Here is a 14,694-nt window from a genome sequence, read left to right on the forward strand (position 1 = left end):
TTTCCTTTATTAAAATGCCCGAAGGCGAGGGTTAAAACGCGGTCTGGTTGTTTTCATCCAGCAAGCGTTGTAATGGTTTTTGACCGAACAGCCAGAACATCAACGGGGTCAGTAATGTATCGAGAATGGTCGAGCTAATCAGCCCGCCAAAGATCACCACGGCAACTGGATGCAAGATTTCTTTACCCGGTGCATCGGCAGCAAACAACAGTGGCAGCAAGGCCAAGGCGGCCGTCAGCGCGGTCATCAGTACCGGCGTGAGGCGTTCTAGCGAGCCACGAATAATCATCGCTTGGCTAAAATGCTCACCTTCGAATTTGCACAAATTGATGTAGTGGCTGACTTTTAGAATGCCATTACGCGTGGCAATCCCAGTCAGCGTAATAAAGCCAACCAAAGAGGCGACCGACAGCGAGATGCCGGCCAGCCACATCGCAATCACGCTACCAATCAGTGCCATTGGGATATTCCCATAATCATCGCAGCCAAAACCGCCGATTTATAGCGGCTGTAAAGCACCATAAAAATCAGCGACAGTGACACAATCGATAGTCCCGCAATCAACTGGCTGGCCGCTTCTTGTGCTTGGAACTGCCCCTCCAAACTCACGAAGTAACCATCGGGCAACTTATTCTCCGCCAGCACTTGGCGGATATTTTTGATGATTTCCGCCATGTCCGAGCCATCTGAGTTGGCAGAAATCACAATGCGCCGCCGGCTGTTCTCACGGCCAATTTGATTCGGCCCATCGCTTTCTTCAACGCTGGCGACTTGCGATAGTGGCACTTTGCCATGCGGTGTATCGATCAAGATATTGCCCAAGCCTTGCGGGTCACGCGCAGCATCGGGCAGGCGAATCACCAAATTGAAGCGCTTATTGTTATCTACAATTTGTGCGACGGTATCGCCCTCGGTGAGGGTTTCCAACGTTTTCAGCAAAGTACCTGGTGACACGCCGAGCTGCGCGGCCACGGTCGTAATCAATCCGCACTTTGATTTGTGGGATCAATACCTGCTTTTCGATTTGCAGATCAGTGAGGCCTGGAATCTTGGCTAACTTCTCTTTTAAACCTGCCGCTTCACCGCGCAAGGCATCGAGATCATCGCCGTAAATCTTCAGCGCAATCTGTGCGCGAACGCCGGACAGCAAATGATCGAGTCGATGTGAAATTGGCTGCCCCACGGTTGTCGTGGCAGGTAATGGCGCAAGCTTGCTGCGAATATCAGCCATGATGTCTTCGCGGGAACGCTCGGACTTCTTCAAATCAACATCAATTTCGCTTGAATGCACACCTTCGGCATGTTCATCCAATTCTGCACGCCCAGTACGCCGCCCGACGCTTTTCACTTCAGGCACTTCAGCAATCAGCGTCTCGGCTAAACTACCCACCCGATTAGCTTCTGTCAGCGAGGTACCCGGATTAAGCAGCAAGCTGATGGTCAACGTACCTTCGTTAAACGCCGGTAAAAAACGCTTTTGGAAAGTACGGCACCGTTGCCAACGCGGCCACAAGTAGCAAAACGGCCAAGCCAAGCGCTAGTTTGGCATGAGCAAACGAAGCCACCAGTACCCGTTTATCCCAGCGTTTAAGGAAGAGCACCAACTTTGAATCGCCGTGCTCAATCTGCTTCATTTTGGGTAGCAGGAAGTAGCACATCACCGGTGTAACCGTCAGCGCCACCAATAAACTGGCTAAAATCGACGTGATGTAGGCAACCCCGAGTGGTGCAAACAAGCGGCCTTCAATCCCTGGCAAAGCAAACAAAGGCACGAAGGCCAGCACCACCACCATCGTAGCTACGACAACCCCGGAGCGGACTTCATTACACGCGGCCGCAATCACTTTGATAATGTGCGTCGTACCTTTGGGTTTGTGTTCCTTCAATCGCCGCAATACGTTTTCGACATCGACCAGTGCATCGTCGACTAGCTCACCAATAGCAATCGCCAAACCGCCGAGCGTCATGACGTTAATCGACAAGCCCATGAGTTTGAAGACAAGGAAAGTAATCGCCAACGACAAGGGAATTGCGGTCAATGAAATCAGTGTCGTGCGGCCATTCATCAAGAACAAAAACAGAATGATCGCGACCATAATCGCACCATCGCGCAAGGCTTCTTGTACGTTGTGAATCGAGGCTTCGATAAAATCGGCTTGGCGGAACGAGATTTCTGGTTTGCTGATGCCGGGTGGTAAAGATTTGCTCAGGCTCGCGAGTGCGTCTTCGATTTCACCACTCAGGCGAATCGAATCCGCATTTGGCTGCTTTTGTACGCTAACAATCACGGCAGGCTTACCGGCGAAACCGGCGTCGCCCCGTTTAAACGCTGCTGCAAATTTCACCTCGGCGACTTGTTTAAGCAGAATCGGCTGGCCATTAATGACTTTAACCGCCAGATTTTGCATGTCCTCCAGCTTGGTTGTGCGCCCCATATTGCGAATCAAATATTCGCGCGCATTCTGTTCCAAATACCCACCACTGGTATTGCTTGAAAATCCTTTTAGTGCAAGCTCTATGTCTTCATACCCAACTCCTAGTTGCGCCATCATTGCGGTATTTGGCTCAACTCGGAATTGTCGCACTTCGCCACCAATAGGAATCACTTGCGCGACACCGGGAATCGACAATAGCCGTGGCCGCAGTACAAAATCGACATATTCACGTACCTCCATCGGACTGGCTTTATCGGGGTCAGCAGGGAATGCAATCAGCATGATCTCGCCCATGACGGATGAAATAGGCCCCATTGCAGGCTTTACGCCTTCAGGGAGTTGCTCTTTCACCTCCGCCAGACGCTCTGCAATCAATTGCCGATTACGGTAAATATCCGAGCCCCATTCGAACTCGGCGTACACAATCGATAAACCAACCCCAGAAACCGAGCGAACTCGCGTTACACCCGGCATGCCGTTGAGCGCCGTTTCGAGTGGGAAGCTGACGAGTTGCTCCACTTCCTCTGGTGCCATCCCACCGGCTTCGGTCATGATGGTGACGGTGGGTTTGTTCAAGTCAGGAAATACATCGACCGGCATCTTGCTGGCCGTTAAACCACCATAAATCAATAAAATGGCGGCAATAGCGACGATAAATAGTCGGTTTTTTAAGCTTTGATTAACGATCCAGCTAAACATGAGATTCCCCTTAGCGGATTTGATTAATCAAAGTGGCACCTTGCGTCACGACGCGGCTGCCTGCTTTGAGCTGCGTAACCAACACCGTTTTGCCATCGACTGGAATCGGTGTGACCGGTACGGCGCGGAACACTTGTGCGCTGTCGTGCAGCCAAACGATGGATTCATTGGCCGAGTTTTTAACGATGCTGCTGGCGGGAAGCTGTACGCCCTTGAGTTGCTCACGGGTCTGAACGACTAATTTGACGTTCTGCCCCAAAGCAAGCGGAGTGGCCTCAAGCGGAGCAAATAACAGCGGCAATGCACCATCACGCAAGCTACTCGCGCCGCCGAGATAAACGCAGTGAGATACCTTGCAGTGAAGCGCTAGCGATATTGCCGACCAAGGCTGGATCGTAGGCCAAAGCTTCAATCAGCATGCTTTTCGGCTCGACGATTTCAAACAACACGGTGCTCGATTCAATCACTTGACCATTAATGGCATTGCTCGCGGCCAAAACACCAGAGACGGGTGCATGCAAAGCCTCGCCAGTGCTGACGCTAGACAGCGCCGCTGCACGTCCACGTAAACCATTCAACTCCGCTTCTGCGGCTTGGATTTCTTTACGTGGCACGCTCTGGCTTAACTCTTTCAAACGAGCCAGCGTTTGTTCCGCCAATTGCAATTTGCTGCGAGTTTCTGCCAAATCAGCTTGCCGTTGTGCGATCTCGTACGCGCTAGCTGCGGGCTTAACCCAAGCTAAGACTTGCCCCTTACTCACTTTGCTACCCAGCAGGGGTAAGCCGCCGTCGGGTGCGCTGATTCGACCGCCACTACTGGCTTGCACTCGACCGCCCCGATTAGGATCCATCACCACATGACCGTTAAGTTCAACCGAACGTGTTGCCATGCCATCACTGGCCAGTACCGTCCGCACATTCAGACGATGCTGTGCTTCCTTCGGTAGCAAGACGCGGCCATCAGGTAGGCGCTGTGGTTTATCACTATTTACCGTCGCCGCCACTGGCGCGGCACCATGATCTTCATCGCCATGTGCCCAGAGTGAGTTAACGCTCATTGCGAATACCGCAAGGGCGATGAGATTGATTTTATTTTTAATCATGCTTTCGCTCCAGAGGGTTTGCGGCTTGAACGGCGTTGGCGCGACAACAACAGCGCTGCGATTGCCATTATTCCGGCAACACCACCTCCCACCCAGCGCCACATTGTTCCCGAGGCTGCGGCATGCTCAGCCTTGGCAACGGGCGCGTCGCCAACTTTGAGTGTGGCCTCCAGTAAGTCTGATTGCGCACCAGCAACAATCGTAAAGACAAGGGCATGCTCGCCGATGCCTGATATTGCAGCGGCTTCAGCCTCATACTTACCCGGAGTAATCGCTTTGAGCTGCGTTTTGAATGCACCACTATCCACTTCGATCTTGGCATTCTCAATCGGTGCATTGTCGCTATAGCGATCCAAATACACTTGCAAGGTTTTACCCTTGAGCTGAGCCAATAATTCAAACTCTTCTGAGCGCGTTTCAGCACTCGGTAATCCAGCAGTGCTAACTACAACAGGCTTGCCGCCACCGTGATCTTCATCACCATGCGCTAAGGCGACGGAAGTCGCACTAGAGAACAACACACTCAAAATAATCGATAGAAATAATTTTTTAGGCATTATGGTAGAACTCCAACGGCTTGATTCAGTCGGGAAATAGCACGATCCACCGCAAGGCGGGAGCGAGCGGACTCAGATTCGGCATCGAATTTTTCTTGTAGGCTTCTGAGTTGCGCCATCAAATCGAATTGGCCGAGGCGAAAGCCTTTTGCAATCCATTCGGCACGCTCACTGGCAATTTTGAACTGTTCCACAGCCAGTACTTGTGCTTCACGGCTTTGCGCTAATTCCATTTGAGCACTCGAAATAGCATTAGCGATCCGCGCTTGTTCCAGCTCAAGCGCAGTTTGCGCCGCAATCAATGCGGCATTGGCTGTGGCGATACGAGGACGATTCCGGGATTCGGAGCCAAACGGGATTTTGATGCCCAGCTTGATGCGGCCACGATAAGCCTCGTCGCTCGCATCTTTTTCGGAAGTGTAAGTCAGGCCGATTTCTGGTGCGTTACGCGTGTCGCCCGCCGACTGGCTCAGCCTGGCTTGCGCGCTCTGTGCATTCAAACCTAGGCTGGCAAGTAAGGGGTGTGGCTTGGGATTGGCTTGCAAAACCTCAGCTAAATCAGGTAAAGCCACACCACGGCTGAGCAACAAATAAGCCTGCCGATTACGCTCGAACAGCAGCTTGGCAGCACTCACTTCTTTTTTAGCCAGCAAGACAGCAATCTTGCTTTGGCTATCATCCGTTGGCGCTAAATCACCCGCCTTAACACGCTGGCTAACATCGGCTGCTAATTGCTGTTCAGCGGCCAGTTTACGATTGGCTTGCGTGAAATCGAGCTCCGCAAAGCGCGCGTCCCACCATGCCTCGCGGAGAGCGCCAGCCAAATTCAGCTGTGCGAGCGTTGACTCGCCAATGAAGGCCGCATGCTCAGATTGTGCGACATTGGTCACACGCTCACGTTGCCCATATAGCCAAACAGGCGTGGACAACTCCACTTCCCATTCACGGCGTCCAGCATTGGCGTTGAGTTGATCGGTAGTATGCGATAGGCCGATGCTGGGTGGCTCGGGCGTCCAAGCTTGGCTGGCTTGTAATTCGGCGCTATAGCGCTCGTTTTGCGCATTTTGCGCTGGAGCTTGCACTGACCAAGCTTGATCGAGTGCTTCGCGCAATGTTGCTGCTTGCAAGTCGGGTAGCAAAAATAGGCTAGCCAACGCGCAAGCTTGCAATGTCTTAACAGCAGACATGATTGATCCTTGTTGAGTGGAAAACGTGTCAAGACGTTCCAGCGCAACTCGGATTGACTGCAAAAAATAGCGGACAAGATTAAGACGCACGCAAGTGCATCACAGAATCTACGGCCAGCCCAAAGGCTTGCCTAATCGCAAATTTTTACAGCAAAGAGAGTGAGTGTCGCGCCAGAATTAGGCGCGAAGGAAAGGCGGACGTAACGGAGGGGGTGTATTAACGCTAGATAAAACGGATAATTTAGCGGCGTTTTGCACTGAATGCAGCGGTGCAACCATAGTTATATAAGCGAGCAGTGGTACCGCCGAAGTACATGTATTGCAATGGCTACCTTGACTTTTTTTACTATCAGTCGAGTGGTGGTCTTTCACCTTCGAATCATTGACACTACCGTGATGGTCTGAACTCACAACCATTTCATTGTGATAGTTCGAGTGATTATCTTCCGCCGACGGAAATTCCTTCGCCACAGCCACACTAAGTGACAGAGCGAATGAAATAAATATCAAAAGAAAAATACGGAAAAATTGCACGATAGCTCTATAAGCAACGGATACGCCGAGTGTAGACGAAGCTATACGACGAAATCAACCGTCACGTGAAAAATATTACAACTAGTATGCGTAAGCATGGTATCTGCCGACTTTATTGATAGCAATGCTAAGATCTGGCGTTTATAGGAGCTTCTGCTAGGCTCTGTTGACGTTTGGTTTACGATCGCGCTGGAGCGGGTTTCGCGGCGAATCAAGGCGTTTCGTGCGAAGCATAGTCATTCTATTCAAGCGCGGAACAACGTAGAGTCGCCGCGAAAACCGCCCAGCCCTTCGGGTTTGGCTGCTTTTGGCCTGACCCTGCGTTACAAAACGCTGGCATAGAATGACTATGCTGCACGTCTTGTGCCTTGTTTCAGGCCAAAATCAGCACAAACGCGATTCGCAAACCAAACGTCAACAGACCCTAATGTTCACAAAAAAAAACACAATTGTTAGTAATCAGCTAAATGAAATATTATCGAAAGCTAAATTTCCCTCATGAGAATCAGATCTAAATATGACTTTGGCTCAATTTGAGCCTGACTAGTATGACGTCGACCCCCACTCTTTTGAATATCTGGAACTTCAGGGCCTAGCCAATTAGGCGGCATTCCTGATTTGAGAAGCAATACTCTCGGATCAATCACAGTATGTGATAAAGCTTCACAGTTCCAACCAGCAAGATCGATAATATTATTAACCCAATGAAAACTGACGCCCGAAACAAGTGCGATGTTTGAAGTTGATATAAGCTCACCACTTTTCTTTAACTCTTTAATCGTCCAAAGAATACGCCTGGCACGAAAGTGCCACAAAGACTCGGTATGCAACTCAATTTTGGCAGAAGTTAAAGGAAATTTTTTCCTGTCATTTCTTGATACCTTGTTTTTTATTTCATCAAATAAACGACCGATAGTTAATCTTACTGGTTTTCCAGAGTCTCTATCAAAGTATCCCTTTGCATAGGATTCAATCTTATTTGCTAACAGCAGATCTTTATTATCTAATTGGTCATTCGTTTTATGTACTGGCTCAGTACTGGCTTGAAGAATGTTCTTTTGCAACCAAGAATGATCATTGTCGTAAAGCCAAGACATAGATTTGAATGCTTGCTTCCAAAAAATTTGAAGAGAAGATAATGGGTATTTCTGTTTCAATTTAAGTATTTTTGCACGATGAAGTTCTTTTGAAGAAAGCTCAGCTAGTGCATTTTCTTCAACGGCACGATATTTTATCGTTGCTCCTCCAAGATTCGAACTACTTTCATCACTTTTGCAACTCGATTCAACCCTAAGAAAAAACGAATCTATATCTTTAAATAAAAAAATACCTAGTAAGATGTGTCGCGTAATTGGCATATCTAAAGAAGAGTGATAGGAAGTTAATCGAAGCCAATTTTTATGTCGCTCAATACTAAACGCGTTATCAATGGCTTTTATAAATGACGCCCCAAAATATTCAATTACGGCCTCTTGCAAACTCTCGATAGCGACACTTGTACCTCTTTTAAAACCTAACTGGATTGCCTGAGTTTTATATATCGAAAGCAAGCATTCGGGCGACAAAGGGGGAAGATTCTTATTTAAAAGCTTATTGGAAAATAAAGCATATTCATACGCGCGTTCATGCACATCTTGAACATGAGTTTTTATTTTCAACATCTGGTTTCCAATTACATCGGCATGATTGCCACGGGATACTCAGCAATTTTCTTGAAAACAAAAAAGGACATGTGCAAACTGGACAACTACTTAGCAGTGTTTTTCGATGCTTCCAGCACGCCGAAACTCCCGGTATTTGGTGTGATCGATGCAAATATGGAACTCCAAACTCATTTTTATCATCCTCAACACATTCTAAGCAGAGGCGAGCCTCGCCATGCATTCCAACAACCCTCCGTGGAATATGGCTTACAACTTCAGATGATCCCTCTTCACTTTGCTCGGACTTTACTGGGCCGAGATATGGCAAAAAAAGCGGCAACAGCGTATTTTCAAGTAATAGAGCTTTTAGCGTCTCTCTTTGCGATCCGAGAATCCGTCCAGCAAGCACTTCAATGTTTGTTGGTACAATTTGCTCCAGTGGAAAAGGACTTTTACCAAAGAGATCCTCATAGGTGCTGCGGATGGTTTTGTTACCTGCAAGCAAATGGTAACGAGAAATGCGTGACAGAAGGGATTCGTCTGGGAATGAATTTGGAAAGAATGTGAGGCGATGAATCATTGAGCTGCGCCGAGATAAATTGTGTCAAATTATATTATCTCATTTTTTGAGATTTTTTTGTATACTCTACATTTGTGTCAAAATATATTTCAATATTAATTTAAAAATTATACATGTAACACATTGATTTATAGCAAATCAATGTGTCACAATATATTGTTACCACACACTTTTGTGAGGAGAGCATTAAAGAATAATACCAAGTAATAAAGTTGCATACTGTGCATCAATAACACAGCAAAGCCAAGGAATGCAGTCGATTTGCCGTGATTATTTCTGCGGTATAGTATGATACTTTACGTTTTTCCCTTGCAAAACTGCACCGAAAAGTACGGCCTGCGTGGGAGTTCAGAGTAAAACTTTATTACTCTCCGACATTTTGATTAGGGAAAATAAAGTTCGTCGAAAAACTCGCTAAATACAGGTCTTATAAATTCAACGTACATACCTAATTAAGGTTGACCCGAAGAAATAAAGTCTGCTCAGATGAGTTGCACTTAACATTCGCTCATCAAGCATCACAGAAAATTTAGAAACAACTGAAATACGTCGAGTCTGAGTCAAAGTATCGATACACAGGCTTGATAATATCAAAGGCCGCTACCTGATGTGCGGCCTTTGATATTTTAAGCTTTGGTAATGATACCCAGGCTTAGGCAGACATTAATAATCATTTTCAGGTCGATTCTATTCCAAACTTTAGTGCCCATATTATCCTGCACACATCAAATTTGGGGCAGCCCATTTAGCGCCTTAAAGAAAACTAAGACTTCCTAACTGTCAATGTTGCCATCGTCGATGCTGGTTCAATCAATTGAGCCAATTAGCCAAAGTGTTAATACAAACCGAGTAAATTTTGCTTGGTTTTGTTCTGGTTTACTTATTTGAGTTAGCAAATAATTCGTGGCGGGCTCTTTCTGTTACCGCAATCACCGCAGGGTGACGCAATTTACGCTGCACCGAAATGGCATAAAACTGCTCTTTGAGCTCGCCAATTACGCCGCGAACTGCTACTTGATATTCTTGGCAAATACTATGGGCGAGTACAGTTGGCACAACAAAAAAACCAGCGCTGGCTTTACCAAATGCTTTAAGTAGAGCGCCATCATCAAATTCAGCCACTATCTTGGGGCGTATATGAACACGCTCCATCCATGCCTCAAGTCGCGGACGGATCACGGCATCAATACCAGGCAGCAAAAATGGCGCACCATGCAGTGCGGTTGGAAAGTCTCCAGTCCATTGGGCACAAAGCGTTGCCGTGCCGAGTACACTCAGCGTACTTTCACCCAATAAATGATTAAATCCGCGAATATTGGCTTCTGCAGGTAAGGGCCGATCCGCCAGCACTAAATCCAACTTATGTGTTGCCAGATCAGCGAGTAGGTTGAGCAGCCGTCCTTCCCGACAAATCAAGCGTAAGTGAAAGTCCATCTGCAACGCGGGTTGCAGTAGCTCAAACGCCACGGTTTTGGGTACCATGTCACCAATCCCAACCCGAAATTCTTGGGCCACACCTTGTGGGCCAAGCTCAATTGCTTCCTGTAACTCTTCGCCAAGACTAAACATTTCATCGGCATAACTTTGTACCAGACGCCCCATATCAGTCAGGGTGAGTTGACGCCCCTCGCGGCGAAATAGCGGGCTACCGATTTGTTCTTCGAGTGCTTTGAGCTGACCACTAATCGCTTGTGGCGTTAAAAACAAGCGTTCACTGGCGCGAATAACTCCGCCCGTTTTGCAAATCATCCAGAAATAATATAAGTGTTTGTAATTTAGCGCCTGCATCGAGGATTTTGTTCCAAAAAAATGAATACAGAATCAAGAATATCTGATTTTTATATTCCAGCACCAGCACTTACATTGATCAGTGAAGCTAACTCACTGGAGCGTAAAAATGAAAATCGAGATCAAAAGCAAAAACATTGACCTGACAACGAATCAACAGCAGCACATTGCTCGGCAAATCGAATTTGGTCTTGGACGCTTGAGTAGCCATATCCGCAAAGTCAGTGTACGCCTAAGCGACATTAACGGGCCGCGCGGTGGCGTGGATCAACACTGCCAACTCATCGTGAGTATGGATCAACTGCCAGATGTGCTGATTGAAGATACTGCCAAGGACTTGATTTTTGCGGTGAATCGAGCAGCGGATCGCGCCAGTCGTACGGTCAGCCGCAAACTTCGCCAAAATCGAAATTTCGCCCCAACGGCTCAATTGAGCTAAACCGGTACCACCCTGAAATACTGTTCTTTTTGACGCAACTGGAGATCTAAAATGCGCCGCTATTCTGTCAACAGTCATGAAGCTGTATGCCGTTTACTTGCCCTTTCGCTCGTCTCTGATGGCGGTATTGATCAATCTGAATTTCAAGCCATACGTGACAGTAAAGTGCTCACTCAATTGGGGATTAGCGAACACACGCTTCATGAGGTGATGCAAGGGCTTTGCGATGATCTGATTCACCATGCCAATGGTCTGAACCAATTGGAGCTCGATGAGGTTTTGATAGATCAATTACTCGCTGAAATTGACGAGCCACGACTACAAATGACCGTACTGCGTGCCATGCTCGGTATCGTGGACGCCGATGGTTGGTTTGCCGATGGTGAAGCCGTTCTAATTGCTCGTGCCATGGCTTGCTGGCAATTTGATTGGTTTTCAGTACAACCCATCGTTAAGAATGCCAGTGCTCGACGTAGCGCAGTGCGAAGTTGACAAGGTAGTCGCCCTGTAAATTATTAAGGAGTGCAGTAAATGGAATTGTTCATGGGGGTATGGCTAGGACAGCCAGTTTGGTTATGGCTGTCTTTTATCGCAATTGTGTTGACGCTATTAATCTTTGATTTGGGCGTGCTGCACAAGCAGGATCACGAAATTGGCGTACGTGAAAGCCTAAAGCTGTCCGCTTTCTATATTACAGCTGGCCTGCTGTTTGGCGGCTGGGTCTGGTGGTACTTGGGTTCGGTTTCTGGTATGGAATATTTTACCGGCTTTCTGATCGAAAAGAGTCTATCGCTAGATAATGTATTTGTGATCTCTCTAATCTTTACGTACTTTGCCATACCTCGTATTTATCAACACCGAGTTTTGTTCTGGGGGATTCTGGGGGTTATCGTTTTACGTGCGATCATGATCGGAGTAGGGGCAACACTAGTCGCAGAATATTACTGGACACTTTACATTTTCGCCGTGTTCTTGATTTTTACGGGCTTAAAAATGTTGTTTGCCAGCGAACAAGCTACTGATATGAGCAAAAATCCATTACTCGGTTTTTTACGACGTCATATGCGCGTGACGGATCAGCTGCACGGACAGCAATTTTTTGTTCGAGTACCAGCGGCGGCGGGAAGCGAAAAAACTGTATTGTGGGCTACCCCGTTGTTTCTAGCGCTAGTTATGATCGAGATTGTTGATCTAGTTTTTGCTGTAGATAGTGTGCCAGCAATTTTTGCAATAACCACTGATCCATTTATTGTCTACACCTCTAATATATTTGCCATTTTAGGGTTGCGAGCACTTTATTTTGCATTGGCCGCTGTGATTCATCGCTTCCATTACTTAAAGTACGCGCTCGCTTTGGTTCTCGTGTTTATTGGCTCTAAAATCTTTTTGGGTGATTTTGTATTTGATGGCAAAGTACCACCGGCCTTATCTCTGGCTGTCACTTTTGGACTACTGGCAGCGGGGATATTGTTCTCACTCTGGAAAACTCGAGGCGCAGGGGGGCTAGCTAAGTAAGGGGAGATAAGCTACGCAATTATTAGTTCACTTTACAGGCAAAAATTTTAACCCAGACTCACCTTAAGTGGTCAGTTTGGGTTTTTTTTCTGCGGTGAAATTAGACGTACCTTAAAACAGCGACTTTAGCTAATTTGACAAAAAAACGATGAGGCAGCAGATTCAATTTCTCTTTGGCGCTCTAAAATTTCAGACTGTTGAATACTCAGTCTTGTCAAAAAACTTTGTAAAGAAAAACAAAGCCAATTGCAAAGCGCTAAAAGAGCGATTGGGGGACTGCGTTGGCATGAATTTGAAAGATGAAAGAGCCGCAACGTGTTCGTTTGCGTTCTTTCATCTTTCACGCATTGGCGTGTGCGGAGCGGCCGAAGCGGCTTTTCGGCATCATTGCCTAACCGTCATTTAGTTATTCAAGACGAACAGCTGTAGTGCGAAATGCCACCTGCGTTGAAAAAATAATCGGGTTTGAGTCGGTAATATTTTTCTTCAATCGGCCGGTTCTTGTTCACTATATGGGTCATTAAACACCTGTTTCAGCGCTTCAATTAATGAATAGTCGCCTTGCCTCGCTTGTTCATAAGCGGGTGCAACCAGCCATTCGCGCCAGGTGTATTTGGGATTGGTGAGTTGCATATTGATTTTAATCGTATTTAAATCTTGTTTTTCATTGGCTAACAGATCGAGCCATTGGTCTAGCCAATGTTGCCATTGCTGATCAAGCACAGCGGAAGTGGATTGATAAAAGCTCTTTTTCAAGCTTCCGATATCGCTAGGTATATGCGATAGTTCGCGGGAAAAAGATAGTGTAATCAAGCTTTGTTTGCGTCATTAACGGCATCAATTGGCTAAACAATTGCTGAGGAAACTCGCTCAGTCCTAATTTTGCGGCCCACATGCTCTGACATTGCTGCTGCATCTCAACTTTAAAGCCACTGCGAATCTCATCTAATTGGGCTATTGCCTGCTGATCTTGCGCAAGCAAAGTCCGTAATGCCAGCCAAAACATATGGAAATTTGCCTCAGCGGCGGCAGCTTGGTTAAAAAAGGCAAAATGCTGGCCACCACCAGTCCACGGCTGAAAGTCGGGATCAAAAGCTTCACAAAAACCAAACGGCCCATAATCAAGGGTTAAGCCACCTGCGTGGCAGTTGTCACTATTGAAATTACCTTGGCAGAAGCCCACGCGTAACCAATGAGCGACAAGTTGGCTTAAACGCGTTCTAAACGATTTGGCCAACTCAATAATCTGTTGGTGAAACGCGAGGTTTGGATCTATTTCACCTTGGTACTCACGCTCAATTAAATGGGCCACGATGTCTTTTAGCTCTGTGAGCGCATTGTCATGCGCGTTAACACGTGCTCGACGGGCAAACAGCTCAATCTGGCCAACGCGCAAAAATGATGAAGCGACGCGAGTGGATATGGCAACCGGATTGTTCACCATGATGTCGGGATCCGCTGAATAGGAGTTTGGGGAATACCAAGGTCGCGCCGCAGTTTCTGACTTGGATACATATAAAGTCAGTGAACGAGCGCTTGGCACGCCTAAAGCGTGCATAAATTCTTGCGCTAAAAATTCTCGCACGCTCGATCGCAAGACGGCCCGACCGTCTCCTCCGCGAGAGTAGGCGGTTGCCCCGCCGCCTTTTAATTGCATTTCATAGCGTTGATCGCTGAAAACGCCTTCAAAAATCGACATGGCACGGCCATCACCATAGCCATTGCCGGTGCGAAAAAGGACATTGCTGGGTATATTCTGTGCCATATATCGACAATGCATAACCGGTTGCCCAGCCATATCGCACCATCGGCGCAGGAGCCTGACTTAAATCACCAGAAAATAATTGCCTAAAGCCATTGTCATGAACAAGCGCATCGGCGATGCCTAATTGAGCAAACAAGGCTTGGCTATGACTAATATATTCGGCATGGGCCATCGCGGTGGGTTTCACCCGAACATAATGACCAGAAAACACTTGCCGTGCTTGGTGATCATTCCCATCTGATGTGCCATCTGGATCTGGTGTAAGGCGATCCATCAAGGAATAATCTGCAGCCTTTGCAAAGGTGGCTAAATCTAAAATGCTAGGCTGCGCGAAAGCATTTGATGGGGCAGTCATTGCTGAAGTCCTTGATGTTCTTTGTATTTAGTGGGGTCGGTGCAACGCACAGGATGTCGGTATTGCAAATCGCCGTTTAAGCCGCGACTACTTT

General features: G+C 47.3%; 17 protein-coding genes. 3 read left to right on the forward strand and 14 right to left on the reverse strand.

What is annotated here, in order from left to right; genetic code table 11:
• Nucleotides 1-31: 31 nt before the first annotated feature.
• The 11 genes from GKO28_RS20930 to nhaR all read right to left on the reverse strand — a co-directional run bounded on the left by GKO28_RS20930 (nt 32) and on the right by nhaR (nt 10,526).
• On the reverse strand, nt 32-460 hold the full coding sequence (locus GKO28_RS20930) for an efflux RND transporter permease subunit (RefSeq protein WP_282099207.1): 429 nt from the start codon (nt 458-460) through the stop codon (nt 32-34).
• The gene (locus GKO28_RS20935; RefSeq protein WP_282099208.1) at nt 451-927 is read right to left on the reverse strand and encodes an efflux RND transporter permease subunit; all 477 of its coding nucleotides are present in this window, start codon (nt 925-927) and stop codon (nt 451-453) included. The genes GKO28_RS20930 and GKO28_RS20935 overlap by 10 nt, the downstream gene beginning before the upstream one ends.
• Entirely contained in the window at nt 881-1,444 is a 564-nt protein-coding gene (locus tag GKO28_RS20940) for an efflux RND transporter permease subunit (RefSeq protein ID WP_282099209.1), read from the reverse strand. Before GKO28_RS20940 ends, GKO28_RS20935 begins: the two co-directional genes overlap by 47 nt.
• Nucleotides 1,445-1,454: 10 nt before the next feature.
• Nucleotides 1,455-3,134, reverse strand: coding sequence for an efflux RND transporter permease subunit (locus GKO28_RS19040; protein ID WP_247646290.1), 1,680 nt, complete (start codon nt 3,132-3,134; stop codon nt 1,455-1,457).
• A gap of 10 nt (nt 3,135-3,144) precedes the next feature.
• The gene (locus tag GKO28_RS02285; RefSeq protein WP_182075216.1) at nt 3,145-3,450 is read right to left on the reverse strand and encodes a hypothetical protein; all 306 of its coding nucleotides are present in this window, start codon (nt 3,448-3,450) and stop codon (nt 3,145-3,147) included.
• 1 nt (nt 3,451) lies between these two features.
• Nucleotides 3,452-4,237 carry an efflux RND transporter periplasmic adaptor subunit gene (locus GKO28_RS02290; RefSeq protein ID WP_182075217.1) on the reverse strand — a complete coding sequence of 262 codons (786 nt, stop codon included), beginning with the start codon at nt 4,235-4,237 and terminating at the stop codon, nt 3,452-3,454.
• A complete protein-coding gene (locus GKO28_RS02295) occupies nt 4,234-4,794 on the reverse strand; it encodes a hypothetical protein (protein ID WP_182075218.1) in 561 nt (186 codons plus the stop codon). Before GKO28_RS02295 ends, GKO28_RS02290 begins: the two co-directional genes overlap by 4 nt.
• The gene (locus GKO28_RS02300) at nt 4,794-5,981 is read right to left on the reverse strand and encodes a TolC family protein (RefSeq protein ID WP_182075219.1); all 1,188 of its coding nucleotides are present in this window, start codon (nt 5,979-5,981) and stop codon (nt 4,794-4,796) included. Before GKO28_RS02300 ends, GKO28_RS02295 begins: the two co-directional genes overlap by 1 nt.
• 1,019 nt (nt 5,982-7,000) lie before the next feature.
• On the reverse strand, nt 7,001-8,176 hold the full coding sequence (locus tag GKO28_RS02305) for a TnsD family Tn7-like transposition protein (protein WP_203563846.1): 1,176 nt from the start codon (nt 8,174-8,176) through the stop codon (nt 7,001-7,003).
• Entirely contained in the window at nt 8,139-8,738 is a 600-nt protein-coding gene (locus tag GKO28_RS22590; protein WP_182075221.1) for a TniQ family protein, read from the reverse strand. Before GKO28_RS22590 ends, GKO28_RS02305 begins: the two co-directional genes overlap by 38 nt.
• 876 nt (nt 8,739-9,614) lie before the next feature.
• The gene (nhaR, locus tag GKO28_RS02315) at nt 9,615-10,526 is read right to left on the reverse strand and encodes a transcriptional activator NhaR (RefSeq protein WP_182075222.1); all 912 of its coding nucleotides are present in this window, start codon (nt 10,524-10,526) and stop codon (nt 9,615-9,617) included.
• Nucleotides 10,527-10,635: 109 nt separating this feature from the next.
• Between nhaR and GKO28_RS02320 the strand changes: the two genes are divergently transcribed.
• The 3 genes from GKO28_RS02320 to GKO28_RS02330 are packed head-to-tail and all read left to right on the forward strand — an operon-like array spanning nt 10,636 to nt 12,480.
• Nucleotides 10,636-10,965 carry an HPF/RaiA family ribosome-associated protein gene (locus GKO28_RS02320; protein WP_182075223.1) on the forward strand — a complete coding sequence of 110 codons (330 nt, stop codon included), beginning with the start codon at nt 10,636-10,638 and terminating at the stop codon, nt 10,963-10,965.
• Between the two features lie 51 nt (nt 10,966-11,016).
• The gene (locus GKO28_RS02325) at nt 11,017-11,457 is read left to right on the forward strand and encodes a TerB family tellurite resistance protein (RefSeq protein WP_182075224.1); all 441 of its coding nucleotides are present in this window, start codon (nt 11,017-11,019) and stop codon (nt 11,455-11,457) included.
• 39 nt (nt 11,458-11,496) lie between these two features.
• On the forward strand, nt 11,497-12,480 hold the full coding sequence (locus GKO28_RS02330) for a TerC family protein (protein WP_182075225.1): 984 nt from the start codon (nt 11,497-11,499) through the stop codon (nt 12,478-12,480).
• 486 nt (nt 12,481-12,966) lie between these two features.
• On the opposite strand, the gene GKO28_RS02335 is transcribed toward GKO28_RS02330, so the two are convergent.
• The 3 genes from GKO28_RS02335 to GKO28_RS02345 are packed head-to-tail and all read right to left on the reverse strand — an operon-like array spanning nt 12,967 to nt 14,600.
• Nucleotides 12,967-13,236, reverse strand: a complete 270-nt coding sequence (locus tag GKO28_RS02335; RefSeq protein WP_203563847.1) for a hypothetical protein — start codon at nt 13,234-13,236, stop codon at nt 12,967-12,969.
• 13 nt (nt 13,237-13,249) lie between these two features.
• Nucleotides 13,250-14,245: a protein adenylyltransferase SelO family protein gene (locus GKO28_RS02340; RefSeq protein WP_203563848.1), complete on the reverse strand. Its 996-nt coding sequence runs from the start codon at nt 14,243-14,245 to the stop codon at nt 13,250-13,252.
• Nucleotides 14,190-14,600: a hypothetical protein gene (locus GKO28_RS02345; RefSeq protein ID WP_203563849.1), complete on the reverse strand. Its 411-nt coding sequence runs from the start codon at nt 14,598-14,600 to the stop codon at nt 14,190-14,192. Before GKO28_RS02345 ends, GKO28_RS02340 begins: the two co-directional genes overlap by 56 nt.
• Between the last annotated feature and the right edge of the window lie 94 nt (nt 14,601-14,694).

The organism is Deefgea sp. CFH1-16, from assembly GCF_016881365.1.
In the GTDB taxonomy this organism is placed as follows: domain Bacteria; phylum Pseudomonadota; class Gammaproteobacteria; order Burkholderiales; family Chitinibacteraceae; genus Deefgea.